At 72.3% G+C, this 23,895-nt stretch carries 21 protein-coding genes and 4 pseudogenes; 19 read left to right on the top strand and 6 right to left on the bottom strand.

The genetic code is table 11. The features are described 5' to 3' along the window. Positions 1-120 precede the first annotated feature (120 nt). Together OG490_RS02420 and OG490_RS02425 are read left to right on the top strand one after the other, a co-directional pair. Positions 121-762 (top strand): gamma carbonic anhydrase family protein, encoded by a 642-nt coding sequence (locus OG490_RS02420; RefSeq protein WP_330294604.1) that lies wholly within the window; start codon positions 121-123, stop codon positions 760-762. A 56-nt stretch (positions 763-818) separates the two neighbouring features. After that, a pseudogene (locus OG490_RS02425) lies at positions 819-953 on the top strand (IS630 family transposase); the annotation flags it as partial. Here OG490_RS02425 and OG490_RS02430 read toward each other — a convergent pair. Further along, a complete protein-coding gene (locus tag OG490_RS02430) occupies positions 926-1,066 on the bottom strand; it encodes a hypothetical protein (RefSeq protein WP_330301197.1) in 141 nt (46 codons plus the stop codon). The pseudogene OG490_RS02425 and the gene OG490_RS02430 overlap by 28 nt on opposite strands. Positions 1,067-1,195: 129 nt before the next feature. Between OG490_RS02430 and OG490_RS02435 the strand changes: the two genes are divergently transcribed. Next, positions 1,196-1,651 carry a GNAT family N-acetyltransferase gene (locus tag OG490_RS02435; RefSeq protein ID WP_330294605.1) on the top strand — a complete coding sequence of 152 codons (456 nt, stop codon included), beginning with the start codon at positions 1,196-1,198 and terminating at the stop codon, positions 1,649-1,651. 368 nt (positions 1,652-2,019) lie between these two features. Here the strand turns inward: OG490_RS02435 and OG490_RS02440 are convergent, their stop codons facing one another. Next, positions 2,020-2,955 (bottom strand): alpha/beta hydrolase, encoded by a 936-nt coding sequence (locus tag OG490_RS02440; RefSeq protein ID WP_330294606.1) that lies wholly within the window; start codon positions 2,953-2,955, stop codon positions 2,020-2,022. A 323-nt stretch (positions 2,956-3,278) separates the two neighbouring features. Here OG490_RS02440 and OG490_RS02445 point away from each other — a divergent pair, with 323 nt between their 5' ends. From OG490_RS02445 to OG490_RS02500, 12 genes and pseudogenes are all read left to right on the top strand, one after another. Continuing rightward, a complete protein-coding gene (locus OG490_RS02445) occupies positions 3,279-3,740 on the top strand; it encodes an ATP-binding protein (protein ID WP_330294607.1) in 462 nt (153 codons plus the stop codon). Between the two features lie 363 nt (positions 3,741-4,103). Continuing rightward, positions 4,104-5,768: pseudogene (locus OG490_RS02450) on the top strand (AMP-binding protein); the annotation flags it as partial. 195 nt (positions 5,769-5,963) lie between these two features. After that, a pseudogene (locus OG490_RS02455) lies at positions 5,964-6,317 on the top strand (acyl-CoA thioesterase); the annotation flags it as partial. Continuing rightward, positions 6,308-8,599, top strand: coding sequence for an oxidoreductase (locus tag OG490_RS02460; RefSeq protein WP_330294608.1), 2,292 nt, complete (start codon positions 6,308-6,310; stop codon positions 8,597-8,599). The pseudogene OG490_RS02455 and the gene OG490_RS02460, both read left to right, overlap by 10 nt. Positions 8,600-8,616: 17 nt before the next feature. Then, positions 8,617-9,732 (top strand): carbon-nitrogen hydrolase family protein, encoded by a 1,116-nt coding sequence (locus OG490_RS02465; protein WP_330294609.1) that lies wholly within the window; start codon positions 8,617-8,619, stop codon positions 9,730-9,732. Further along, complete coding sequence (locus OG490_RS02470; protein ID WP_330294610.1) at positions 9,729-10,841, top strand: cupin domain-containing protein; 1,113 nt, start codon at positions 9,729-9,731, stop codon at positions 10,839-10,841. Before OG490_RS02465 ends, OG490_RS02470 begins: the two co-directional genes overlap by 4 nt. Positions 10,842-11,032: 191 nt before the next feature. Beyond that, positions 11,033-11,995: a fumarylacetoacetate hydrolase family protein gene (locus OG490_RS02475; protein ID WP_330294611.1), complete on the top strand. Its 963-nt coding sequence runs from the start codon at positions 11,033-11,035 to the stop codon at positions 11,993-11,995. Positions 11,996-12,114: 119 nt separating this feature from the next. Next, complete coding sequence (locus tag OG490_RS02480; protein ID WP_330300746.1) at positions 12,115-12,858, top strand: maleate cis-trans isomerase family protein; 744 nt, start codon at positions 12,115-12,117, stop codon at positions 12,856-12,858. Positions 12,859-12,945: 87 nt separating this feature from the next. Next, entirely contained in the window at positions 12,946-13,770 is an 825-nt protein-coding gene (locus tag OG490_RS02485; protein ID WP_330294612.1) for a PaaX family transcriptional regulator, read from the top strand. A 241-nt stretch (positions 13,771-14,011) separates the two neighbouring features. Then, a complete protein-coding gene (locus tag OG490_RS02490) occupies positions 14,012-15,382 on the top strand; it encodes a GH1 family beta-glucosidase (protein WP_330294613.1) in 1,371 nt (456 codons plus the stop codon). Beyond that, positions 15,379-16,644, top strand: a complete 1,266-nt coding sequence (locus OG490_RS02495; RefSeq protein ID WP_330294614.1) for an MFS transporter — start codon at positions 15,379-15,381, stop codon at positions 16,642-16,644. The genes OG490_RS02490 and OG490_RS02495 overlap by 4 nt, the downstream gene beginning before the upstream one ends. A gap of 295 nt (positions 16,645-16,939) precedes the next feature. After that, positions 16,940-17,737: pseudogene (locus OG490_RS02500) on the top strand (VanW family protein); the annotation flags it as partial. A gap of 2 nt (positions 17,738-17,739) precedes the next feature. Here the strand turns inward: OG490_RS02500 and OG490_RS02505 are convergent. From OG490_RS02505 to OG490_RS02520, 4 genes are all read right to left on the bottom strand, one after another. After that, positions 17,740-18,357: a DinB family protein gene (locus OG490_RS02505; protein WP_330294615.1), complete on the bottom strand. Its 618-nt coding sequence runs from the start codon at positions 18,355-18,357 to the stop codon at positions 17,740-17,742. A 184-nt stretch (positions 18,358-18,541) separates the two neighbouring features. After that, positions 18,542-19,513 (bottom strand): NAD(P)-dependent alcohol dehydrogenase, encoded by a 972-nt coding sequence (locus OG490_RS02510; protein ID WP_330294616.1) that lies wholly within the window; start codon positions 19,511-19,513, stop codon positions 18,542-18,544. Next, the gene (locus tag OG490_RS02515; protein WP_443065737.1) at positions 19,510-19,743 is read right to left on the bottom strand and encodes a helix-turn-helix transcriptional regulator; all 234 of its coding nucleotides are present in this window, start codon (positions 19,741-19,743) and stop codon (positions 19,510-19,512) included. The genes OG490_RS02510 and OG490_RS02515 overlap by 4 nt, the downstream gene beginning before the upstream one ends. Continuing rightward, positions 19,737-20,168, bottom strand: coding sequence for a hypothetical protein (locus OG490_RS02520; RefSeq protein WP_330294617.1), 432 nt, complete (start codon positions 20,166-20,168; stop codon positions 19,737-19,739). Before OG490_RS02520 ends, OG490_RS02515 begins: the two co-directional genes overlap by 7 nt. 111 nt (positions 20,169-20,279) lie before the next feature. On the opposite strand from OG490_RS02520, the gene OG490_RS02525 reads away from it, so the two are divergent. The 4 genes from OG490_RS02525 (at position 20,280) to OG490_RS02540 (ending at position 23,893) form a co-directional block, all read left to right on the top strand. Beyond that, positions 20,280-21,437, top strand: coding sequence for a polyprenyl synthetase family protein (locus OG490_RS02525; RefSeq protein ID WP_330294618.1), 1,158 nt, complete (start codon positions 20,280-20,282; stop codon positions 21,435-21,437). A gap of 81 nt (positions 21,438-21,518) precedes the next feature. Next, positions 21,519-22,160 (top strand): hypothetical protein, encoded by a 642-nt coding sequence (locus OG490_RS02530; protein ID WP_330294619.1) that lies wholly within the window; start codon positions 21,519-21,521, stop codon positions 22,158-22,160. A 103-nt stretch (positions 22,161-22,263) separates the two neighbouring features. Further along, positions 22,264-22,506 carry a ferredoxin gene (locus tag OG490_RS02535; RefSeq protein ID WP_330300748.1) on the top strand — a complete coding sequence of 81 codons (243 nt, stop codon included), beginning with the start codon at positions 22,264-22,266 and terminating at the stop codon, positions 22,504-22,506. Continuing rightward, positions 22,499-23,893, top strand: a complete 1,395-nt coding sequence (locus OG490_RS02540) for an NAD(P)/FAD-dependent oxidoreductase (protein ID WP_330294620.1) — start codon at positions 22,499-22,501, stop codon at positions 23,891-23,893. The genes OG490_RS02535 and OG490_RS02540 overlap by 8 nt, the downstream gene beginning before the upstream one ends. The last annotated feature ends 2 nt before the right edge of the window (positions 23,894-23,895 follow it).

Raw genomic sequence — 23,895 nt, forward strand, 5'->3', positions numbered from 1 at the left:
TGCGTGCCGGGCGTCGCGACGGGGCGAACGTTGCCTGACGCGGCACTAGTGCATGTCTCGGCGAACGCGACATCGGAAATTCGCCAGCATGCTCGCGGTCGGTCGGGCGAGAATCCGCTCATGATCGCTGAAGCGCAGGGAATCCGCATCCGGCACCGCGGACATGAACCGCAGGTCCATCCCACCGCCTACGTCGCCCCGACGGCCACGCTCGTCGGTGATGTCCGCGTGGGGCCGAGGGCGCGGGTGATGTACGGAGCGGTGCTCGATGCCGAGGGGTCTCGGATCGAGGTCGGGGAGGCGACGGTGATCTGCGAGAACGCGGTGTTGCGCGGGTCTGCGGTCGCCGGCGATCAGCCGGTGCTTCTCGGCGACCACGTCTTCGTGGGGCCGCATGCCACGCTGCTGGGCTGTGAGGTCGGCAGGTGCGTCTATGTGGCGACCGCGGCGACGGTCCTGCAGTGCGCACGGTTGGGGGCCGGCTCGGTCGTCGCTGTCGGCGCGCTCGTCCATGCGCGCACCGTTTTGCCGGACGAGTACTTCGTGCCGCCGCACACCGTGGCGCTTGGCGCGCCGGTGCGGCTGCTGGCCCCTGGAGATCCGGGCCTGGCCGAGGCCGTCGGGCGGGTGGGCTTCGCGCAGGTGGCGTTCGGCGTCGACGCGGAGTGGACCGACCGGATCAACCGGTACGAGCGCATCGCGGAGGTGCGCGTCGCCGAGTTCGGCACGCACGCGGACGATGAGGTTCTGAATCCCGGCTAGCGCCGCATCAGCGACCCTTGCGCTGTGCTGAGGTGACGCGCCGTCCGGATTGGTCATCCGCACAGGGCATGCCCGTGGCGAAGATCGCCGAGGTGACGTTCACCAGCGCGGACCGGGTCCGGGATGTGATCCACAACTCCAACGCCGACGGCTTCGACTCCCTCTATCCGAAGTACGTGGGCAGGCGGCCGGGGCCGCCCCAGTCCACATCACCCACGGCGTCGGCCGCGGATGGGACCCGCCGCAGCAGATACAGCCGGTGGCGCCCGTAGACCGTCTTCACCGGCGAGTTCGGCCAGATCACGGACGTGCCTGGTCGGCCGGGTTGTGTTTGCATGCTTCGGTGAACCCACAGGATGTTTCTACCGGCGAGGAATCCTCGCCCTGCCTCATACGGCGGCGCGACAGGTCCGATCTGGACGGATGCGTCCAGGTGCTGGCGGAGGTCCATGGCTGCGACGGCTACCCGCTGAACTGGCCGGAGTACCCCGGCGAGTGGCTGACGCAGCCTTCCCTGCTCGCGGCCTGGGTGGCGGTACTGGACGGGCGCGTGGTGGGCCACATCGGCCTGTCCCGCAGCGGAGACGGCGATGCGGCAGCAGGGCTGTGGAGCCGCCGCGAGGGTGCTCCCGTCGAGAGCAGCGCTGTGGTGAGCCGCTTGTTCGTGTCACCCGCGGCCCGCGGCCATGGGATCGGCGCCCGGCTGATGGCGCGGGCCGTGCAGGATGCGCAACGACGTGCCCTGCACCCGGTCCTCGACGTCCTGGCCGCCGACAAGTCGGCAGCAGCCCTGTACGAACGCCTGGGGTGGACCTTGTTGGGCACCGTCGACCAGCGGTGGGGTCCGACCCGGACGGTGACCGTGCATTGCTACGCGGCTCCGGCGTGACGAGTCCGTTCCAACCATGTGCTGATGGCGCCGCCGCCCCCTCCGCGGCGGCGCCCGGCGCCCGTGGCCGCCCCCCGGCGGTCCCGGGCACCAGCACCTCCCCCGGGCTGGGCAGTTCGGCTTGAGACTCCCGGCCTCCCCCGCGGCGGGAGGATCGGGGGGTTGGGCCGTCCTGCCGCACCCGGCGTCCGGAGCCGGTGGCACCGCCTGAACAGCCGCGTGGAACCCGTGTGTTGTACGTGGGCTCCGCCCAGGCCGGTCCGCCGGGGCGCCCGTGCGCGTCCGCGTACGCGGCTCACGCGGGCGCCCCTCCGATTCGCCTGGCCGGCACGCGGGGCCGGTTCAGGCGTCGGGAGTGCGGGGTGTCGTCAGGCCTTCGCGGTGAGGTGGTGGGTGAGGAAGGTGACGGATTCGGTGACGATGTCTTGGATGTCGGGGGATCCGAGGAAGATGTGGTCGGCGTCGGGGACGGGGCGCAGGGTGGCGTGGCCTCCGGCCTGGGTGAGGGCGGTGGTGAGTTGTTCGCTCTGGCTGTAGGGGACCAGTCCGTCGTGGGTTCCGTGGATCAGGAGGAACGGGGGAGGGTTGGAGCCCTCGGTGGCGTAGGTGACGGGGCTTGCGGCCTTGGCCAGGGCCGGGCGTTCGGTTTCGGTGCCGCCGAGGAGGGCGGTGTAGGGGTCGGGGAACTCCATCCCGGCGGGCATGGGGGGCATGGCGGGCATGGGGTGGTCGGCGAGGGTGGTCAGGTCGGAGACCCCGTACCAGTCGACGACCGCGCGGACGCTGGTGTCACCCGAACCCACACCGTGGGTGCCTTCCAGGGCGGTCGCCTCCGGGGTGTGGGGGCCGGTGAGGCCCGCGAGGGCGGCGAGGTGCCCGCCCGCGGATTCTCCCCAGACGCCGATCCGGTCGCCGTCCAGGCCCAGGGCGGATGCGAACTTGCGGATGTAGCGGATCGCGGCCTTCACGTCGTGGAGCTGGGCGGGGAAGGGTGCCTCGAGGCTGTGCCGGTAGTCGATGGAGACCAGCGCGAGGCCGGCGGCCGTGACGGTGCCGTGGAGGAGCTCGGCGGGGACGGTCGGCGGCGGGTAGCGGCGGTCGCCGTCGAGCCAGCCGCCGCCGTGGATCCACACCACCACCGGGAACGGTCCCTCGCCCGCCGGGACCCGCACGTCCAGCAGTCGCGGCCGGAATCCCGGGGTCGTCGCGTACGTCACCCCGTGGAAGTGCCGGACCCCTTCCGCGTCCGTGACCGGTGCCACCGGCGCCAGGAACGGCGGAGGCGGCCACGTCATATCAGCCATGTCGAAGGCAGGGACAGCAGCTACAGGGGTGACAGCAGTGACAGGGGGCGATTGCGTCATTGCAGGCCTTCCAATCTGCGCGGCCTCGGGGGCCGACGAATCCGGGTCCGGGTTCAGGTCCAGGCACAGGCGTGGGGCACGGCTTCGTAACGTATGTCCGAAATGCTTGCGCGGGGCCCTGGTGAGACTTAGCGTGTTACACGTGTAATCACGACTCTAGCGACGCGTTTCCGCAGACCACAAGACCACGGGCAGTCCGAATTGGCTGCCGGTTACACGAGTCACAGCGTGGGTGCCGTCGCCTTCCCCTCCGGGAGCACGTCATGCTCACCACCGCCCCCTCCCCCGCCGGCCCGGTCGTCGACACCTCCGCCCCGGTCCGCGGATTCGCCCGTTGGGCCGCCACCCCCACCGCGGCCACCGTGCCCCAGGTCCGGTCCCGCGTCCGCACCCTCCTCGAAGGCTGGCGGGTCACCGCCGACATCGCGGACGTCCTGCTGCTGGCCGTCAGCGAACTCGTCGGCAACGTCGTCCTGCACGCCGCGGCCACCGGCCGCATGCGCGTCGGGATCACCCTGCGGGGCGGATGGCTGCAGCTCGAGGTCTCCGACGGGGCGGCCGCGCTCCCCCGGCTGCCGCACCCGCGGGCCGAGGTCGACCCGGACTCCGAGGACGGGCGGGGCCTGCTGATCGTGCAGCTGATGACGGCCGAGACGGGCGGCGAACTCACCGTCACGGCCCACGAGTTCGGAAAGTCCGTCCGCGTACGCGTCCCGGCCGCCTGAGGCCCGCCGCCGCGGGCGCGCAGGACTCCGGAAGTGCGGTGCCGCGCACCCGAGAGGACCCCGGGGGGACCCGCGGAGAGCCGTCGAATGAGGCGCATGCGGCCGGGGTGACATCCCGGGCCACCTCCCCGGAGTGACGCCTGCGGCGACCGCCCGGGCGGCACCGAAGGGGTCGCCGGGTGACCCCGTAAAGGGCGCCGAAGGGGGCGCCACCGAAGGCGCCGAAGGGGGCTCCGAAGCCGCCCCGGACCCGGCGCCGGAGCCCCGACCGCTCATCGAAATATCGCGAAGAATTGACGGACGCCAAAATATCGAGATACTTGCCCCATCTCCCCTGCTGCTCCCTGATTGAGGTGCCGCCCCATGGAGCTCTCCCCTTCGGCGCATGCCGACTCCTTCTGCCGCGACCGGCTTCCCCCGTTCTCCCTCTGGCCCGAACTCCACTTCGATCTGCCGGAGTTGAACTACCCCGACCGGCTCAACTGCGCCCGCAGCCTGCTCGACGACGCCGTCGAGCGCTGGGGCCCCGACCGCCCCTGCCTGCTCACTCCGACCGAGCGCTGGAGCTACGGCGAACTGCGCCGACGTGCCGACCAGGTCGCCCAGGTGCTCACCGAGGACCTGGGCCTGGTGCCCGGGAACCGCGTGCTGCTGCGCGGGCCGAACAATCCCTGGCTCGTGGCCGCCTGGTTCGGCGTGCTCAAGGCCGGCTGCGTGGCGGTCACCACCGTGCCGCTGCTGCGCGCCGCCGAGCTCTCCGAGCTGTGCGGGATCAGCCGGCCCGCCGTCGCCCTGTGTGACCACCGCTACCTCGACGAGCTCACCTCGGCGGGAGCGACCACCTCAGCGCCCACCGAAGCCGTAGCCGTAGCCACCACCGACACCTCGACCTCCCCCGCCCTGCGAGTGATCCCGTACGGAGGCCCCGGCCCCGGTGACCTCTCGGCCCTCTGCGATGCCAAGGACGGTGTCTTCGACACCGTGGACACCGCCGCGGACGACGTGGCGCTGATCGCCTTCACCTCCGGTACCACCGGGCGGCCCAAGGCCACCCTGCACTTCCACCGGGACGTGCTCGCCAATGCCGACACCTTCTCCCGGCACGTCCTGAGGCCCGGCCCCGACGACGTGTTCACCGGCACCCCGCCGCTCGCCTTCACCTTCGGCCTCGGCGGCCTGGTGGTCTTCCCGCTGCACGTCGGGGCCTCGACCCTGCTCATCGAGCAGGCGACGCCCCGGCAGCTGGCCGACCTGGTCGCCGCGCACGGGGTGACCGTCCTGTTCACCGCGCCCACCGCCTACCGGGCGATCATGGCCGAGGGCGCCACCGGCCGGCTGGCCGGCCTGCGGCGCTGCGTATCGGCGGGCGAGCCGCTGCCCTCCGCGGTGTGGGAGGAGTTCCACGCCGCTACGGGGCTGCGCATCATCGACGGCATCGGTGCCACCGAGATGCTGCACGTGTTCATCTCCGCGGCCGACGAGGACATCCGGCCCGGTTCCACGGGCCGCCCCGTGCCCGGCTACCGGGCCGCCGTGGTCGACGAGCACGGTACGCCCGTCCCCGACGGGCAGCCCGGCCTGCTCGCCGTGACCGGTCCCACCGGTTGCCGCTATCTCGACGACCCGCGCCAGTCCACGTACGTCCGGGGCGGGTGGAACATCACCGGCGACACCTACATCCGCGATGCCGAGGGCTACTTCTGGTACGTGGCCCGCAGCGACGACATGATCGTCTCCTCGGGCTACAACATCGCGGGGCCCGAGGTCGAGAAGGCCCTGGCCGGTCATCCCCACGTGGTGGACTGCGGTGTCGTCGGGGTCCCCGACGAGCGGCGCGGCATGCTCGTGAAGGCGTACGTGGTGCTGCGCGACGGTGTCCCGGCCGGGCCGGCGACCGTCCTGGAGCTCCAGTCGCACGTCAAGGCGGCCATCGCTCCGTTCAAGTACCCGCGGGCCGTGGAGTTCGTCACCGAGCTCCCCCGCACCGGGACCGGAAAGCTCCGGCGCGGTGAACTCCGTACCCGTGCAAGGGAGTCGGCCACCCAGCACCTGCCGAATCCCGTTGTGGCCGCGACCGCCGCCGATGCCGACACCGGCGGCTGCGCCGCCGGTTGCCCCGAGGCCCGGGTGCCGCACCTGCCCAGCGTCGTCGTCGAGCGGCGCGTCGAGTGGCCCGACACCGACGCCGCCGGCCACTACCACCACTCCACGGTGGTGCGCTGGGTCGAGGCGGCCGAGGCCGTGCTGCTCCGCCGGCTGGGCCTGTCCCATCTGTTCGGCAGCACGCCCCGCGTCCACTTCGAGGCGGACTACCGGGCCCGGCTCTGGTTCGGCGAGGCCGTCCGTACGGAGCTGCGCATCACCAAGGTCGGTACCAGTTCCCTGCATTACGCCTTCACCGTCCACGGGGAGGAGGGCACGGAGGCGGCCACCGGCCGCATGGTCATCGCCCATTCCGCGGCCCGCGCCACCGGGACCACCCCCTGGCCCGCCGAGGTCCGGGAGGTCCTCACCAAGGCGGGCCCCCAGGCCCCCGAACTGATCGAGAACGTCCGAGGAGGCGCCCCGTGCGCGTAGCAGTCATCGGAGGCGGGCCGGGCGGCCTGTACTTCGCCGCCCTGGCCAAACAGCTTTCCCCGCACTGGGAGATCACCGTCTGGGAGCGCAACGCTCCCGACGACACCTTCGGCTTCGGGGTCGTCTTCTCCGACGAGACCCTCGACGGCATCGCCCAGGCGGATCCCGCCGTGCACGAGGCGATGTCGGCGGAGTTCGCCCGCTGGAGCGACATCGACGTCCGCCGTCGCGGCCGGACCCTCACGTCCGGCGGGCACGGGTTCGCCGCTCTGGGCCGCCGTCGGCTGCTGGGCATCCTCCAGGACCGGTGCGCCGCCCTGAACGTGGACGTCCGCTACCGGACCCAGGCCCCGCCGGCGCAGCAACTCGCCGCCGAATACGACCTGGTGGTCGCCTGCGACGGCGTACGGTCGGCGACCCGCGCCGCCTATGCCGACACCTTCGCCACCGACCTCGACGAACGCTCCGGCCGCTACATGTGGCTCGGCACCGACAAGGTCTTCGAGGCCTTCACCTTCATCGTCGAGGAGCGGGACTTCGGCACCCTCCAGGTGCACGCGTACCCGTACGACGACACGCGTTCCACCTTCATCGTCGAGATGGACGAGGGCACGTGGCGGCGCGGCGGGTTCGACGGGTCGGAGGGGCTCGACCTGCCGCCCGGCGCCAGCGACGAGGAGGGCATCCGGCGCTGCGAGGAGATCTTCGCGGGCCATCTGGACGGCCACCGGCTCATCCCCAACAACTCCAAGTGGCTCCGCTTCACGACCGTGCGCAACCGGACCTGGCGGCACGCCAACACCGTGCTGCTCGGGGACGCCGCGCACACCGCGCACTTCTCCATCGGCTCCGGCACCAAACTCGCCATGGAGGACGCCCTCGCGCTGGCCGCCTGTCTGCACGAGCACCCCGACGTGCCGAGCGCGCTGGCCGCGTACGAGGACGAGCGCAAGGCCGTGGTGGAGTCCACCCAGCGCGCGGCGCAGGCCAGCCTCGAATGGTTCGAGAACATCGACCGGTACACCGGCCAGGAGCCGGAGCAGTTCGCCTTCAACCTGCTGACCCGCAGCCGTCGCGTCACGTACGACGGTCTGCGCGACCGCGACGAGGCCTTCACCACCGCCGTCAACGCCTCCGCCCCGGTGCCGCCGATGTTCCGTCCGCTGCGGCTCGGCGGACTGCTCCTGCGCAACCGGGTCGTCGTACCGCCGATGGCCCTGTCCACGACCCGCGACGGGATCCCGGGCGACCTGGACCTCGTCCAGCTCGGTACGCAGGCCCTGGGCGGCGCGGCCCTGGTCATCGCCGGGATGACGGCCGTCAGCCCCGCCGGCCGGAGCGACGCGGGCTGTGCGGGACTGTGGACCGACGAGCAGGAGGCCGCCTGGCGGCGCATCGCCGGCTTCGTGCACGGCCAGTCGGACACCTGCCTCGGCATCCAGCTCACCCACGCGGGCCGCCGGGCGTCCGACGGACCGGCCCTGGCCGCGTCCGCGCTGCCCTGGGCCGACGGGAGCCCGGTGCCGCGTGAGGCGGACCGCGCCGACATGGACCTGGTCGTACGGGACTTCGTGCGCGCGGCCGAGCGCGCCGACCGGGCCGGCTTCGATGTGCTGGAACTCCAGTACGGGCACGGTCACTTGCTGTCCGGGTTCCTGTCCCCGCTGACGAACCGGCGCACCGACGAGTACGGCGGCGACGTCTTCGGCCGCCTGCGCTTCCCGCTCGAAGTACTGGCCGCGGTAAGGGCGGTGTGGCCTGCCGGGAAGGCACTGCTGGTGCGGATCTCCGCCGCCGACTGGGCGGCGGGCGGGCTGAGCGAGGCCGACGCCGTGGAGATCGCCCGCGCCCTCACCGAGGCGGGGGCCGACGCGATCGACGTCTCGACGGGGGAGGTCGTGGCCCACGAGCGGCCCCGCTTCGGGCGCAGCTACCAGACCCCGTACGCCGATCTGATCCGCAATGCCACCGGGGCGGTGACCATCGCCGTCGGCGCGATCTCCACGTACGACGACGTGAACTCGGTGATCCTGGCCGGCCGGGCCGACCTGTGCGCGGTGGGCCGTGCCCAGCTCCACGATCCCCTGTGGACCCTGCACGCGGCCGCCGCCCAGGGCTACCGCGGGCCCGCCGCACCCTGGGCCCGGTCCTGGCAGGCCGGCAGCGCGAGACCGCCGGCCGGGCGCACCGACCGGGTCCCGCCCCGCCTCGAACTGCTGCGGCAGCCCGCCGCGCCGGTGCACCAGCGCTGGCTGGCGCGCGTGACGGAACCCACCCACTGACGACCATCGGAGCTCCCGTGGAGACCACCCGACCCCCGAACGGCCCGTCCCCGACGGCCCCTTCCCCTTACAGTCCGCCCGCGTACAGCCTGCCGCGCTTCACCGCGGCGGCGGTGCAGGCCTCCCCCGTCTACCTCGACCCCACCGCCACCGTCGACAAGGCCGTCGCCCTGATCGCCGAGGCCGCCGGGAACGGGGCCGAACTCGTCGTCTTCCCCGAGGTGTTCGTCCCCGGCTATCCGTACTGGAACTGGACGATGAACCCGGTCCAGGGCTCACCCTGGTTCGAGCGGCTGCACCGCGCGTCCGTGGACATCCCCGGGCCGCACGTCGACGCCCTGCGCGCGGCGGCCCGCCAGTACGGGATCGTCCTGGTCATCGGGGTCAACGAGCGCGCCCCGCACAGCCTCGGCGTCCTCTACAACACCCTGCTCACCATCGGCCCCGACGGTGAAATCCTGGGCGTCCACCGCAAGTTGGTCCCCACCTGGGCCGAGAAGCTGACCTGGACCGGCGGCGACGGCAGCTCGCTGCGCGTCCACCGGACCCCCGTCGGACCGCTCGGGGCCCTCGCCTGCGGGGAGAACACCAACACCCTGGCCCGTTTCGCCCTCCTCGCGCAGGGCGAACTCGTCCACGCCTCCTGCTACATCGCCCTGCCCGTGGCCCCGGCCGACTACGACATGGCCGATGCCATCGCCGTGCGGACCGCCGCCCACAGCTTCGAGGGCAAGGTCTTCTCCGTCGTCGCCTGTTCCACGGTCTCCCCGGAGATCATCGACACCGTCGCCGGGGACGACGAGGAGCTGCGGGCCCTGTTCAGCCGCCCGCGCAGCGCCCTGTCCGGGATCTTCGGCCCCGACGGCCGTCCGGTCACGGAGCCGCTCGTGGACGAAGAGGGCATCGTCTACGCCGAGATCGACCTGTCCCGGTGCATCCAGCCCAAGCAGATGCACGACATCACCGGGCACTACAACCGCTTCGACGTCTTCCGCCTCGAAGTCGACAACCGGCCCCGTACGCCGGTCACTTTCACCGTGCCCCCGGCCGGACCCGCGTTCGGCCAGGCGCCCGGCCCGCTGTACCACCCGTTGCCCGGCCCCCCGTACGCCACTCCCGAGGAGGAAGCATGACCATCGAACAGGACGACACCGCACTCGGCCGGGCGAGGGTCCTCGACACCCCCGAACTCACCGCCTACTACGCCGAGCTCGAAGCCCGCGAGGCCGGTGCGCTGTGGACCGTGGCCAACGACATCGAGCCCTGGTACCCGCAGCCCAAGTCCGTTCCCGTGCTGTGGCGTTACGAGGAGCTGCGCCCCCTCGTGCACAAGGCCCTCGAGCTCGTCCGGGCCGACGACGCGGGCCGCCGCGTGGTCATGCTCGTCAACCCGGGCCGCAAGGACGTGAGCGCCGCCGCCGGGCTCCTCTACACCGGACTGCAGATCATGGGCCCCGGCGAGGCCATGACGGCCCACCGCCACCAGGCCGCCGCGCTGCGCTTCGTCCACGAGGGCACCGGGGCCTGGACGATCGTCGACGGGCAGAAGCTCAAGGTCGGCCCGCGCGACTTCGCGATCACCCCCAACGGCACCTGGCACGAGCACGGGAACGACGCCGCGGACGCCCCGGTGATCTGGCAGGACGGCCTGGACATTCCCCTGGTCAACGCCCTCGACGCCGGTTTCTACGAGGTCCACCCCGAGCTGTACCAGCAGCCCGGGAAGGTGATCAACTCCTCGGTTCTGACCTACGCCGCGAACCTGCTCCCGTACGGCTCCGAGAAGTGGACCCGCCCCTACTCCCCGCTCCTGGCCTATCCGTGGGAGCAGACCTACGAGGCCCTGCTCGGCCTCGCCCGGGCCACGGAGGGTTCCCCGTACGACGGGGTCATCGCGGAGTACGCCAACCCGGTGACGGGCGGCTCGGTCATGCCCACCATGAGCGCCCACATGCAGCTGCTGCGCCCGGGCCAGGCCACGCTGGCCCACCGCCACACCGGCTCGGTGATCTACACCGTTGCCAAGGGGTTCGGGTTCTCGGTGATCGCCGGGCAGCGCTTCGAGTGGAAGCAGGGCGACGTGTTCTGCGTCCCGTCCTGGGCCTGGCACGAGCACCACAACCTCGACGAGTCCGAGGACGCCTGCCTGTTCTCCTTCAACGATTTCCCCGTCATGCGCTCCCTCGGCTTCCACCGCGAAGAGGCGTACCCGGACAACGGCGGCCACCAGCCCGCCGCTTGAGCCGAGCCGCTTGAGCCGCGCTGCCTGAGCCGCACCCCCTGAACCGCGTCGCCGTACCGGGCCGCCGGCCCTGACACCTGCCCCGGTACGGCGGCGCTCCGAACGCAGCCCCACACACCCCACCCTCGCCCCATCCCCGCGCTACCCACGCCCCGTCCCGCCCCCACCCACGCCTCCCCGAGGAGCCACCGATGCGCCTGGTGACGTACACCACCGCCCACACGCCCGACACCACCGAGACCGCCGGATCCGCCGCCGGATCCGCCGCACCCGAGGCCCGCCTGGGCGCCCAGGTCGACGGCCTGGTCCTCGACCTCGCGGTCCTCGCCCGGCACGCCGGTGTCGATCTGCCCTCCGGGCTGCTGGCGTTCGTCCGGGCCGGCGGCCCCGCCCTCGAAACCGCCGCCCGTCTGATCGAAGGCGACCCGGCCGGTCGGCCCGCCGAGGCCGTCCACCGGCTCGAGGACGTCACGCTGTGCGCGCCACTGCGCCCCGGGAAGATCATCGGGGTCGGGCTGAACTACGTGGAGCACGTGGCGGAATCGAGCCGCACCCTGGACACCGATAAGGAACTCCCCCCGCGGCCCGTGCTGTTCTCCAAGCCCGCCACCGCCGTCACCGGACCCGGGCAGCCCATCCTGCACAACGCCGATCTGACCACGCAGCTGGACTGGGAGTGCGAACTCGCCGTGGTCATCGGACGCACCGCCTTCCGGGTGACGGAGGAGGACGCGTACGACCACATCTTCGGCTACAGCATCGTCAACGACATCAGCGCCCGCGACCAGCGCCGCTCGGGCCAGTGGTTCTTCTCCAAGGGGCAGGACTCCTACGCCCCCTTCGGCCCCGCCGTGGTCACCGCCGACGAGATCCCGGACCCGATGGCCCTGGATCTCGAACTGCAGGTCAACGGGGTCACGAAGCAGAAGTCCAACACCCGCCACATGCTGTTCCCCATCGCCCGGCTCATCGCCGACATCAGCTCCGGCGTGACCCTGGAGCCCGGTGACGTCATCGCGACGGGCTCCCCCTCCGGCGTCGGCGCCGGCATGGTGCCGCCCGAGTTCCTCGTCCCGGGTGACACGGTCGAGGCCACGGTCGAGCTCATCGGCACCCTCACCAACCCGGTCGTCGACGCGCGCCGCCCCCGCTGACCCGCCCCCGAGAGAGCCGAGCGAGCCCAGCGAACCGAAAGAACCGAGAGAACCGAGGAGTACCCGTGTCGCCCCGTACCTACCGCATCGGCCAGATCGTGCCGAGTTCGAACGTCACCATGGAGACCGAGGTCCCCGCGATCCTGCGCGCCCGCGCGGCCATCGCACCGGACGAACGGTTCACCTTCCACTCCAGCCGCATGCGGATGACCCATGTGACCCCGGAGCAGCTCAGGGCCATGGACGCCGACTCCGACCGGTGCGCCGTGGAGCTCTCCGACGCCCGCGTCGACGTGCTCGGCTATGCCTGCCTGGTGGCCATCATGAGCATGGGCCTGGGCTACCACCGCACCTCCGAGGAGCGCCTGCACGCCCGTACCGTGGAGAACGGGGCCCCCGCCCCCGTGGTCACCAGCGCCGGGGCCCTGGTCCACGGGCTGCACACCATCGGCGCCAAGAAGGTGGCCCTGCTGGCCCCGTACATGCGCCCCCTCACCCGGACCGTCGTCGACTACCTCACCCACGAGGGCATCGAGGTCCTCGACTACCAGGCCCTGGAGATCCCGGACAACCTCGACGTCGCCGCCCACGATCCGGCCAAGCTGCCCGGGCTGGCCCGCGCCCTGGACTACTCCGACGCAGACGCGGTCGTCCTCTCCGCGTGCGTGCAGATGCCCTCGCTCGGTGCCATCGAGGAGGCCGAGCAGCTGCTCGGGAAGCCGGTCGTCTCCGCGGCCGTCTGCACCGCCCACCAGATGCTGCGCTCCCTGGACCTGGCGGCCGTGGCTCCCGGAGCGGGTCACCTGCTCTCCGGCGCGTACGCGCGGGCGCCGCTGGCTCGGGGGGCCGCGACCGGGGAATGACACCGACGGGTCCCCCGCCGCCCTCCCGCACCGCGCCCGGGACGCGCCGCTCGGTAGGATCACCTCCGCACACTACGGAAGGTGATCATGTCGGACAGTCCGCTCAGGCCCAGCTCGCTGATCAGTACGGTCTACGGGGCGTTCCTGCGCGGGAGCGGCGGCTGGGTCTCGATCGCCGACCTGATCACGCTCATGTCGGAGCTCGACGTGGAGAGCCAGGCGGTGCGCTCGGCGATCTCCCGGCTCAAGAAGAAGGGCGTGCTGGAACCGGAACGCCGCGGAGCCACCGGATACCGGCTCAGCCCGTCCGTCCATCCCGTCTTCGACGCGGGCGACCGGCGGATCTTCGCCAGCCTGGAACCGGCGGACCTGTCGGACGGCTGGGCCCTGGCGGTGTTCTCCGTACCGGAGTCCGAGCGTTCGCACCGCTACCAGCTGCGCACCCGGCTGACCTGGCTCGGCTTCGGCAACATCGCCCCCGGCATGTGGCTGGCGCCGGGCCGGCTGCTGGAGGACGCTCGCGACATGCTCGTGCGGCTCGGACTCAGCGAGTACGTCCACCTGTTCGCGGCGGCCGACTACGCCGCCTTCAGCGATCTGCCCGGGGCGGTGAGCTCCTGGTGGGACTTCCCCGCGATCCAGGCGCAGTACGCGGCCTTCACCGCCACGTACGCACCGGTCGCGGCACGGCTCGCCGGGCCGGAGGGCATCGACGACGCCGAGGCGTTCCGCCACTACGTCCCGATGCTCACCGAGTGGCGGCGCCTTCCCTACCTCGACCCCGGTCTCCCCGCCGAACTGCTCCCCGCGGACTGGAACGCGGTGGGCGCCCGGCAGGTCTTCCAGCAGCTGCACGAGGTGCTGGCGGGGCCGGGCCTGCGTCACGTACGGAGCGTCACGGCGCTCGGTTAGGCCGTCTCTTTCGGATCTTGCCGGGCCGGCAAGATCCGAAAGAGACGACCTAGGCGAAACGGTTCAAGATCCGCTTTCGGTACGGGCCCTGGGAACGACGCGCGCCGATAAAAGTTGAGGATTGTTCACTTTCCATTGACAGGGCGGGGCCGGGGACCCGACAGTGCCGTGAGCAACGCGTCCAACAGCGCCGCCCACGGCCCTGTTGGGGATCCGCACTCCCCGACCGAAGCGAGTCCGCATGACAGCGCCCGCACCCCAGTTCCCGGCCGGCTTCCTCTGGGGAGTCTCCGCCTCCGCCTTCCAGATCGAGGGCTCCCCGACGGCCGACGGCCGGGGGCCGTCCTCCTGGGACGCCTTCACCAAGGAGCAGGGGCGCATCAAGGACGGCTCGCACGCGGACGTGGCCACCGACCACTACCGCCGCTACCGCGAGGACGTGGCGCTCATGTCCGAACTCGGCGTCGGCGCCTACCGGTTCTCGGTCTCCTGGTCCCGCGTCCTGCCCGAGGGCCACGGCCCGGTCAACCGCAAGGGGCTGGACTTCTACGACCGCCTCGTGGACGAGCTGTGCGCCTCGGGGATCGATCCGGTGCCCACGCTCTTCCACTGGGACACCCCGCTCGCCCTCGAGGAGCGGGGCGGCTGGCTCGACCGCGACACCGCCGAGCGGTTCGCCGAGTACGCCTCGGTGGTCGCGCAGCGACTGGCGGACCGCGTGCCCATGTGGATCACCATCAACGAGCCCGCCGAAGTGACCCTGCTCGGCTACGGCCTCGGCGAGCACGCCCCCGGCAAGCAGCTCGTCTTCGACGCCCTGCCCGTGGCCCACCACCAACTCCTGGCCCACGGCCTGGGCGTACAGGCCCTGCGCGCGGCGGGTGCCCGGCGGATCGGCATCGCGGCATCGCACAGCCCCGTCTGGACCGCCGGCGACAGCGACGCCGACCGCGAGGCCGCCGCGCTGTACGACACGCTCACCAACCGCCTCTTCGCGGACCCCCTCCTGACCGGCGCCTACCCGGACGGTCTGGACGCGCTCCTGCCCGGTCCGGTGGCGGAGGACCTCAAGACGATCTCGGCCCCGCTGGACTGGTACGGGATCAACTACTACAACCCGATGCTCGTCGGCGCCCCCCAACCGGCCGCCGACGCCTCCGACTTCGGCGGCATCGAGATCCCCTCCGACCTCCCCTTCTCCATCCGGCAGATCGAAGGGTACGAACGCACCGACTTCGACTGGCCGGTGGTCCCGGACGGACTGCGCGAACTGCTCGCCACCATGCGCGAGCGGTACGGCGACCGGCTGCCGCCCGTGTACATCACCGAGAACGGCTGCTCCTACGGGGACGGGCCGGACCCCGCGACGGGCCGCATAGCCGACGCGCGCCGGATCGCGTACCACGAGGGCCACGTACGCGCCCTGCACGAGGCGATCGCCGAAGGCTCCGACGTCCGCGGCTACTTCATCTGGTCGATCCTCGACAACTTCGAGTGGGCGGAGGGGTACCGGCAGCGGTTCGGGCTCGTCCACGTCGACTACGAGACGCAGCGGCGCACGCCGAAGGAGTCGTACGCCTGGTACCGCGACCTGATCAGGAGCGGCAGATGACCACGCCCTCGGGTGGCACCGCCTCCCCGGGCGTCGGCGTGGAACCGGGCGTCGGCGCCGAACCGGGCGGGCGGTGGGTGAGCGCGCTGTCGCTCGCCAACCTCGGGGTCTGGGTCGGCTGGTTCGGCCCGCTGCAGCTGCTCCTGGCGCGCCAGGCCGAGCAGCTCACCCCCGACCACAAGGCCTCCACCCTCGCAGTGGTGACGGGACTGGGCGCGGCCGTCTCGATGGTCGCCAACCCCGTCTTCGGGGCCCTTTCCGACCGGACGACGGCGCGCGTGGGCCGCCGGATCCCCTGGGTGGTCGGCGGCGTCGCGGGCGGGGCCGCCGGGCTGGCGGTCCTCGCGCTGGCTTCGAGCGTGGCCACCGTGATCGCGGGCTGGTGCCTGGTGCAGCTCGCGCTCAACGCCGCCTTCGCCGCGCTGACCGCGGCCGTCCCCGACCAGGTGCCGCCCCGGCGGCGGGGTCTGGTCGGCGGCTGGCTCGGCGTCTCGCAGGTCGTCGGCATCCTGATCGGCACCGCGCTGGCCACGGTCGCGGGCGGGATCACCGCCGGGTACCTGGCCTGCGCGGGGTTCTCGGTCCTCGCGGCCGTGCCGTACGTACTGATGCGGCGCGACACCCCGCTCGCCCCCGCCGCCCGGCCGGCCTTCCGCTGGCGGACCTTCCTCACCGGCTTCTGGATCGACCCGCGCCGCCATCCCGACTTCGGCTGGGCCTGGCTCACCCGGTTCCTGATGAACCTGTCCTACTCCATCAGCACCATGTACCTGCTCTACTACCTCACCGACGCGGTGCACTACACGGACGACGCGGACACCGGCGTACTGATCCTGACCGCGCTCAACGCGCTCACCCTGCTCGCCACGGTGGTGATCAGCGGCATCAGGTCGGACCGCAGCGGCCGGCGCAAGTCCTACGTCATCTGGTCGGGGCTGGTCATCTCCGCGGCCACGCTGCTGCTGGCCGGCTGGCAGACCTGGACCGGCGCGGTCGTCGCCTCGCTGATCCTCGGCCTCGGCTTCGGCGTGTACACCTCGGTGGACTTCGCCCTGCTCACGGATGTACTGCCGACGGCGGAGGACCGCGGCAAGGACCTGGGCGTCATCAACATCGCCAATGCCCTGCCCCAGGTCCTGGCCCCGGTGATCGCGGCCCCGGTCGTGACCCACCTCGGCGGGTACACCGCCCTGTACGCGCTCGCGGGCGGGCTGGCGCTCGTCGGATCGGTCCTGGTCCGCCGGATCCGATCGGTTCTCTAGGAGTGACTATCCGCACATTCTGCCCGTTTTGGCCGGTATTGGCTCACCATTGATTCCGGTCTGGTGGATTTCGGTTTCGGGGTGGCTGCCAGGCGCCGAACCGACATTCCTCAGCGATGGGAACGACATGCGACGCGCACACCGCCGGACGGCCACCAAGCGGCTCGCCCTGACCTCGGCCGGCGTTGCCGCCCTCCTGGGCTTCAGCGCCCTGACCCTCGGCACGGCGACCGCGGCTGGCCCCCAGGGCCAGGGCCAGGCGGGCACCCGGAGCCAGGCCCAGGTCCCGTCCGGGCAGCAGCTCTCGTCCTTCACCGTCGCCTTCCCGGCCGCGCCGTACCGCACCCACAACATCGCGCGCGCCGTCGAGCTCATCAACGGCGGCGTGGTCCAGCCGGGGCAGATCTGGAGCTTCAACGGGACGGTCGGCGAGCGGACCGTGGAGAACGGCTTCGTCGACGGCATCATGATCAACGACGGCCGCTACGTGAAATCTCCCGGCGGCGGCGTCTCGGCGGTCGCGACGACCATGTACAACGCCATGTTCTTCGCCGGCCTCAAGCCGGTGGAGCACGGGGCCCACTCCTTCTACATAGAGCGCTACCCCGAGGGCCGCGAGGCCACCGTCGCCTGGGGCACCCTCGACCTGCGCTGGCAGAACGACTCCGGCCACCCCGTCTCCATCCGCGCCTCGTCCACCGAGACCTCGGTGACGATCACCCTGCTCGGCACGAAGAAGTACGACGAGATACGCGCGACCAAGGGCCCCCGCACCCACACCACCCCGCCGGCGCAGCGCACGGTCTCCGGCCCCACCTGCGAGGTCCAGACCCCCCTGGAAGGCTTCGACGTCTCCGTCGGCCGCGTCTTCCTCCGGGGCGGGTACGAGGTGAAGCGCGAGACGTTCCGTACGCACTACACCCCGCGCGACGAGATCATCTGCGCCCCGGAGACCCCCACGGCCCCGGCCAGTCCCACCGCCCCGGCCGGCCCCAGCACCGGCGCCATCCCGGGCACCTCCGGCGCTCCGGGGACCTCTGCCAGCCCGGGCGCCCCTGCCGGCTCCCCCGCGCCGACCCCCAGCCACACCTGACGTCAGCGCGGCTGCGCTCGATAAAGGTCCCTGATCAGGGCGATCTCGGCCCCGTGGTGCAGCAGCTCCTGGTTGACCCACCACACGATGTCGACGAAGGGTTCCTCCTGGTCGCTGCCGTGCGGATAGGTGCAGTACCCGACGGTGTCCAGTGCGGCTTCGCCGACGCCCAGCAGCGCCTCGCGCCAGGCCGCGGCGCCCGTGTCGAAGGCCGCGACCGCCCCCTTCGCGTCGCCGCTGACCGGGTGGTCGTCCCGGGTCAGCAGGTGGCTGCCGGCCACGTGGTCGGCGCGCAACGTCAGCATCTCGGTGAGGTGGCTCAGGCGCCACGCGATCGTGGTGAAGGGCGCGGGCGCGGGGTGCGGGTAGGCGGCGCTGTCGCGTCCCCAGTCGCCCGCTCCGGCCAGCAGGGTCGCCCGCGGCCCCGGCCCGGCCGCCCGCAGCCGAAGCGACCAGCAGCCGGGAACCGGCTCCCAGAGGTACTCCTCGTCGGTCATCGGACCGACCTCGGTGTCCATGCCGTCGCCGCTGTCCATGACCGGACCCGCCATCCGGCCGGTGAGGCGCTCCCGCGCGAAGTCGAACTGTGCGAGCAAAGGGACCAGACGGGGTGGAATCACCGGAACGCTCCTGGGGTGGCCGGCCGCCCCGGCGCGGGACGGTCCGGGGGACGGTAGGCCGACGGGCCAGCCTCGCACGGCAGGGCCCCGCACGGCGCCCGGATTTCCCCCGGGCCCGACCGCACGGACCGCACCGACCGCGCGGACACCGACCGCACCACAGCAGACGCCCCGTATACGGGTCTCAGGGCGTGATCAGGATCTTCCCGCGCGCCCCGCCCCGCTGGAGCTCGTCGACCGCCCGCGCCGTCTCGGCGAGCGGGCAGGTGCGCTGGATGGCCGGGGCCAGCGTGCCGTCCTCGGCGTACTGCCGCAGGAGGTCGAGGTCGGCCCGGCGTTCGACGGCCATGACGCCCTTGAGGCCATGGCGCACGAAGGGGTTCAGCAGGGCGGCCCGCAGGACCCGGTCGGTGCCGCCGAGCCAGCTCCCGCCGCCCTCGCCGCCCACGATGACGAGGGTCCCGCGCGGGGTCAGGGCGCGCCGGAGGTGCGACAGGGTGCGGTTGCCGGCCGTGTCGAGGACGAGGTCGTAGTGGCGGGTGCCGTCGGCGAACTCCTCGCGGGTGTAGTCGATGACCTCGTCGGCGCCGAGCGAGCGGACGAGCTCCGTCTTGGTGGTGCTGCACACGCCGGTGACATGGGCGCCGAAGGCCTTGGCCAGCTGGACGGCGAAGGTGCCGACCCCGCCCGCCGCGCCGATGACCAGGACCCGCTGCCCGGCCCGGACGCGTCCCGCGTCGCGGAGCGCCTGGAGCGCGGTGAGCCCGGATATGGGGAGTGCGGCCGCTTCTTCCAGGGGGAGGCCGGCCGGCTTGTGGGCGAGTTTGTCCTGTCGGGCGGTCGCGTACTCGGCGAAGGAGCCTTCGCAGATCCCGAACACCTCGTCGCCCGGGCGGAAGCCGGTCACGCCTTCGCCGACGGCCTCGATGCGCCCGGCGACCTCCCGGCCGCGTACGGGGACCTTGGGCGCGCGCAGCCCGTACCCCATGAGCCGCAGCAGGTAGGGCCGGCCGGTCATGAGGTGCCAGACCCCGGCGTCCACGGCGGCGGCCCGGACGGATATCAGCACCTCGCCCTTGCCCGGCTCCGGGGTTTCGATGTCCCTGAGCTGGAGTACTTCGCTGTCGCCGTAGGTGTCCTGCACGATCGCCTTCACGGCGCCGTCCCTTCCTCGTCCGCGTACTGGAAGACCTGCTCGAGCGGTACCGCGAACACCCGGGCGATCCGGAACGCCGTCTCCAGGGAGGGCGAGTAGCGGCCCTTCTCGATGGCGATGACGGTCTGGCGGGTCACGCCGATGCGTTCCGCCAGTTCCGCCTGGGTCATCTCCGCGCGCTCGAAGCGCAGCGCCCTGATCCGGTTGGTGATGCCGGTCGCCTTCACCACGACTGGAACCCCCGGCGGTAGGCGGCGAGCTTGACGGCGGAGCCGAGCACCGCCGAGAGCACGAAGCCCAGGTAGATCGCGTTGGAGATCCAGAAGCGGTCCGCTCCGGCCATCGAGAGGATCAGCGCGGCCACGGCGCCGATGACCAGGAAGGACTGCCCGGCGTACTCCCCCCGGCGGCCGATCTCCCTGTCCCGCTCGTCCTTGGTGGCGGCCTCGCGGGGTGAGAGCACCCCGACCGCGATGTTGAGGAGGATCGAGGCCGCGATGGCGCCCCCGACCGTCCAGAGCAGCGCCGCGACGTACGGGACCTCCGCGAGCGGCACGCCTTCGCCGGCCCGGCCCAGCAGCAGGACCAGGTAGACCGCGTACCCCGCGATGGCGACCACCCCCATGATCCACGCGCGCTTCTCCTCGAAGGCCACGTCCGCACCCCACTCCTGTGTAAAACAACTTTGACATGGCGAATGTAAAAGCATCCATACCTCGTGTCAATTATTTCTTACATCGCCGCCGAGGGGTCGATACTGATCTTCATGAACGACACGGCCACCACCGCCCGCGTGCTGGAGCGGATCCACGGACACCGGACCCGCTTCGACGCCCGCTTCGAGCGGTACTTCGACACCCTCGGCGACCGGCTCGACGTCCCGGCGGCGAGCCGGTTCGCGCCGCGCTGCCTGGAGCTGCTGCGCGAGCTGTCGATGCGCGGCGGCAAGCGCCTGCGGGTCGTCCTGCTCCACGAGGCCGCCCGGCTGGTCACCACCGAGGAGCCGCCGGGGCTGGCGGAGGCCGGGCTGAGCCTGGAGCTGCTGCAGACCCACGGGCTGGTCCACGACGACATCATCGACGACGCACCGCTGCGGCGCGGCGGTCCGTCCACGTACTACGCCTACCGCGACGAGCTGCCCGGCGATCTGCCGGCCGCCCTCGGCCTCGCCGTGCTGGCGGGCGATCTCGCCGCGTTCCTGTCGATGCAGGTGCTGCTGGAGGCCGAGGTCTCCGCGGAGCTCCGCCAGGCCCTGCTGGCCGTCCAGATACGCACGGCGGCCGAGACCGTCACCGGGCAGATGGCGGACCTGGAGCGGGACACCCTCGGGGATCCCGATGAGGATTTCCTGCACGCCGTCACGGAGTTCAAGAGCGCCCGGTACTCCATCCTGGCCCCGCTGACCATGGGCCTGCTGGCCGCGGGCGAGGACCCCGCGCCGCACCGCGAGCGGCTGCACCGGTACGCGCGCCTCGTGGGGATCTCCGAGCAGATGCACGACGACTACCTGGACCTGTTCGGCGAGGCCGCACAGGTGGGCAAGTCGACCGGGGCCGACCTGCGCGCCGGACGGCGCACCTACGCCGTCAACGCGGTACTGGACTGCGCGAGCGGCTCAGACGCCGCCCTGGTGGAAGCCGCGCTCGGCGACCCCGGCTGCTCCGAGGCGACGATCTCCCGGATCCGGGAGATCGCCCGCCACGGCGGCGCGGACCGGCGGCTGCGCGCGGAGATCCGCCGGTACGCGGGGGCGGCGGGCGACGAGGCCGCGTCCTGGGCCCCGTACTGGCGGCCGGATGCCGTGGAATTCTTCCGGAGCCTGCCCCTGTGGAACATCGACCGGCTGGAGCGAGTGGAAGCGGAGCGGGAGACGGACGGGACGGCAGGGGCGGCAGGGGCGACCCGGACGGCCGGGACGGTCTGAGGCGGGCATCCGGCGGTACCCGTGTCACCCGGGCGCCCGGCCCCGCTGGCATCCCGGCCGCGCCCCCGGCTTGCTGGACGCATGACGCAAGGAGATCCGGGAACCTCCCCGGGACAGAGCCTGAGCACCCCCCGGGCGGCGGGGCTCGCCGGAATCGTGTTCGCCGCCCTGCTGGCCGCGGCGATCGTGCTCGCCCGTCTCGCCCTGCCCGAAGGGGGCGGCGCGGCCGAGATCGCGGTCACCTCGGGCCAGCGGGACGCGGTGACCACCGCGGTGGAACTCGTACCGTTCGCCGGCATCGCCTTCCTGTGGTTCATGGGCGCGCTGCGCTCGCACGCCGGGGAGCGGGAGGACCGGTTCGTCGCCACCGTCTTCCTGGGCAGCGGCCTGGTCTTCGTCGCCTGCCTCTTCGGCGCGGCGGCGGCCGCCGGGACGGTGCTGGACGCCGACCAGCCCCAGGAGTTCGGCCGCCACTTCTCCTACACGCTGCTCACCACCTACGCGATGCGGATGGCCGCCGTCTTCGTCTTCGCGACCTCCACGATCGGCCGCAAACTCGGGATCTTCCCGAAGCCGCTGGCCATGACCGGGTACCTGGCCGGGCTCGTGCTGCTCGTCGTCGGCTCCTCGGTGCCGTGGTCCGAGCTGCTCTTCCCGGCCTGGGCCGCGCTCGTGAGCTCGTACATCCTGCGGTCGGGCCGCATCCGCACCCGCGGCGCCTGACCGGCGCTCTCACTCCAATGGCGGTGTCGGACGGGCCCCCGGCCACCCGCGCGCGCACGCTGGTCCGGGAAGCCGAGGGGGGCACCGAAAGGACCACACCTTGCTGAGGCTCGTCGTCGATCTCAACCGGTGCCAGGGATACGCGCAATGCGCCTTCCTCGCCCCCGACGTCTTCGCGATGCACGGGGACGAGGGACTGCTCTACAACCCGGAGGCCGAGGAGGCCCAGCGCGAGCGCCTGGCCCAGGCCGTCGCCGCCTGTCCCGTGCAGGCGATCCTCGTGGACGAAGTGGACCTGGCCGGTGCGTCCACCACCACGGGCAGCGGGGAGGCACCCGATGCCTGAGTCCGCCCTGGAGCAGCTCAAGCGGTCCGGCCGGATCGTGGTCGTCGGTGCCTCGCTGGCCGGCCTGCGCGCCGCCGAGGTCATGCGCGAGAAGGGCTTCGCCGGCTCGCTGACCCTGATCGGCGACGAGCCCCACGACCCCTACGACCGCCCGCCGCTGTCCAAGGGGGTGCTGCTGGGCAAGGCCGACGCCGAGCGCACCACGCTCCCCCGGCGGCGCGACATCGACGCCGAGTGGCGTCTGGGCGTGGCTGCCAGCGGCCTCGACATGGCGGCCCGTACGGTCAAGCTCGCCGACGGCGACGAGGTCCCGTACGACCGCCTGCTGATCGCCACCGGGGTGCGGGCCCGGCCCTGGCCGAACGAGGCCGAGGGCGAACTCGAAGGGGTCTTCACCCTGCGCACCCGCGAGGACGGGGCGGGCCTGGCCCGTGCGCTGGCCGCCGGACCGCGCCGGGTCCTGGTCATCGGCGCCGGGTTCACCGGCTCCGAGATCGCCTCGGCCTGCCGGGAGCGCGGACTGGACGTGACCGTGGCCGAACGCGGCGACGGCCCGCTGGTCGGCGCGCTCGGCGGGGTGATCGGCGCGGTGGCCGCCGACCTCCAGCGGGACAACGGCGTCGACCTGAGGACCGGGATCATGGTGACCGGGCTGGAGGGCGACTCCACGGGCCGGGTCCGCGCCGCGCACCTGTCCGACGGCACCACGCTGGAGTGCGACGTGGTCGTCGTGGGCCTCGGCGCCCAGCGCAACACCGAGTGGCTGACGGGCTCGGGGCTCGGGGCGGGTCCGCGCGGCATCGCCTGCGACGCGGGCTGCCGGGCCTTCGACCTGAGGGGCATCGTCACCGACGACATCTACGTGGCGGGCGACGTGGCCCGCTCCCCGCACGCGCTGTTCGGCTACCAGTTCCTGTCCCTGGAGCACTGGGGCAACGCCGTGGCGCAGGCGGAGATCGCCGCGCACAACATGCTGAGCGAGAGCACGGACCGCCGTCCGCACCTGTGGGTGCCGTCGTTCTGGTCCTCCCAGTTCGGGGTGAACATCAAGTCCGTCGGCGTGCCCTCCATGGGCACCGAGATCATGATCACCCAGGGGTCGCGCGCCGAGCGCCGCTTCACCGGGGTCTACGGCTACCAGGGCCGGGTCATCGGGGCGGTCACCTTCGACAACGCGCGCTGGCTGCAGTTCTACGAGAAGCAGATCGAGTGCACGGCGCCCTTCCCGCCCCCGTTCACCACGGTGGACCGCCGCCCCGAGGGGCAGCGGCCGATCCCGGCGGACTTCCCGGACCCGTCCATCCCCACGCACGGCCCGACCATCACCCTCAGCGGGTACTCGCCGGCCGACCGCCGGATCGCCACCTTCACCCCCGCCGGGCACTGACC

Source organism: Streptomyces sp. NBC_00503, from assembly GCF_036346895.1.
Classification (GTDB): domain Bacteria; phylum Actinomycetota; class Actinomycetes; order Streptomycetales; family Streptomycetaceae; genus Streptomyces.

Coding starts and splice junctions, on each gene's coding strand:
- OG490_RS02420 (WP_330294604.1), top strand. CDS start 121: ATGATCGCTGAAGCGCAGGGAATCCGCATCCGGCACCGCGGACATGAA.
- OG490_RS02440 (WP_330294606.1), bottom strand. CDS start 2,955: ATGGCTGATATGACGTGGCCGCCTCCGCCGTTCCTGGCGCCGGTGGCA.
- OG490_RS02445 (WP_330294607.1), top strand. CDS start 3,279: ATGCTCACCACCGCCCCCTCCCCCGCCGGCCCGGTCGTCGACACCTCC.
- OG490_RS02470 (WP_330294610.1), top strand. CDS start 9,729: ATGACCATCGAACAGGACGACACCGCACTCGGCCGGGCGAGGGTCCTC.
- OG490_RS02475 (WP_330294611.1), top strand. CDS start 11,033: ATGCGCCTGGTGACGTACACCACCGCCCACACGCCCGACACCACCGAG.
- OG490_RS02480 (WP_330300746.1), top strand. CDS start 12,115: ATGGAGACCGAGGTCCCCGCGATCCTGCGCGCCCGCGCGGCCATCGCA.
- OG490_RS02485 (WP_330294612.1), top strand. CDS start 12,946: ATGTCGGACAGTCCGCTCAGGCCCAGCTCGCTGATCAGTACGGTCTAC.
- OG490_RS02490 (WP_330294613.1), top strand. CDS start 14,012: ATGACAGCGCCCGCACCCCAGTTCCCGGCCGGCTTCCTCTGGGGAGTC.
- OG490_RS02495 (WP_330294614.1), top strand. CDS start 15,379: ATGACCACGCCCTCGGGTGGCACCGCCTCCCCGGGCGTCGGCGTGGAA.
- OG490_RS02525 (WP_330294618.1), top strand. CDS start 20,280: ATGAACGACACGGCCACCACCGCCCGCGTGCTGGAGCGGATCCACGGA.
- OG490_RS02530 (WP_330294619.1), top strand. CDS start 21,519: ATGACGCAAGGAGATCCGGGAACCTCCCCGGGACAGAGCCTGAGCACC.
- OG490_RS02540 (WP_330294620.1), top strand. CDS start 22,499: ATGCCTGAGTCCGCCCTGGAGCAGCTCAAGCGGTCCGGCCGGATCGTG.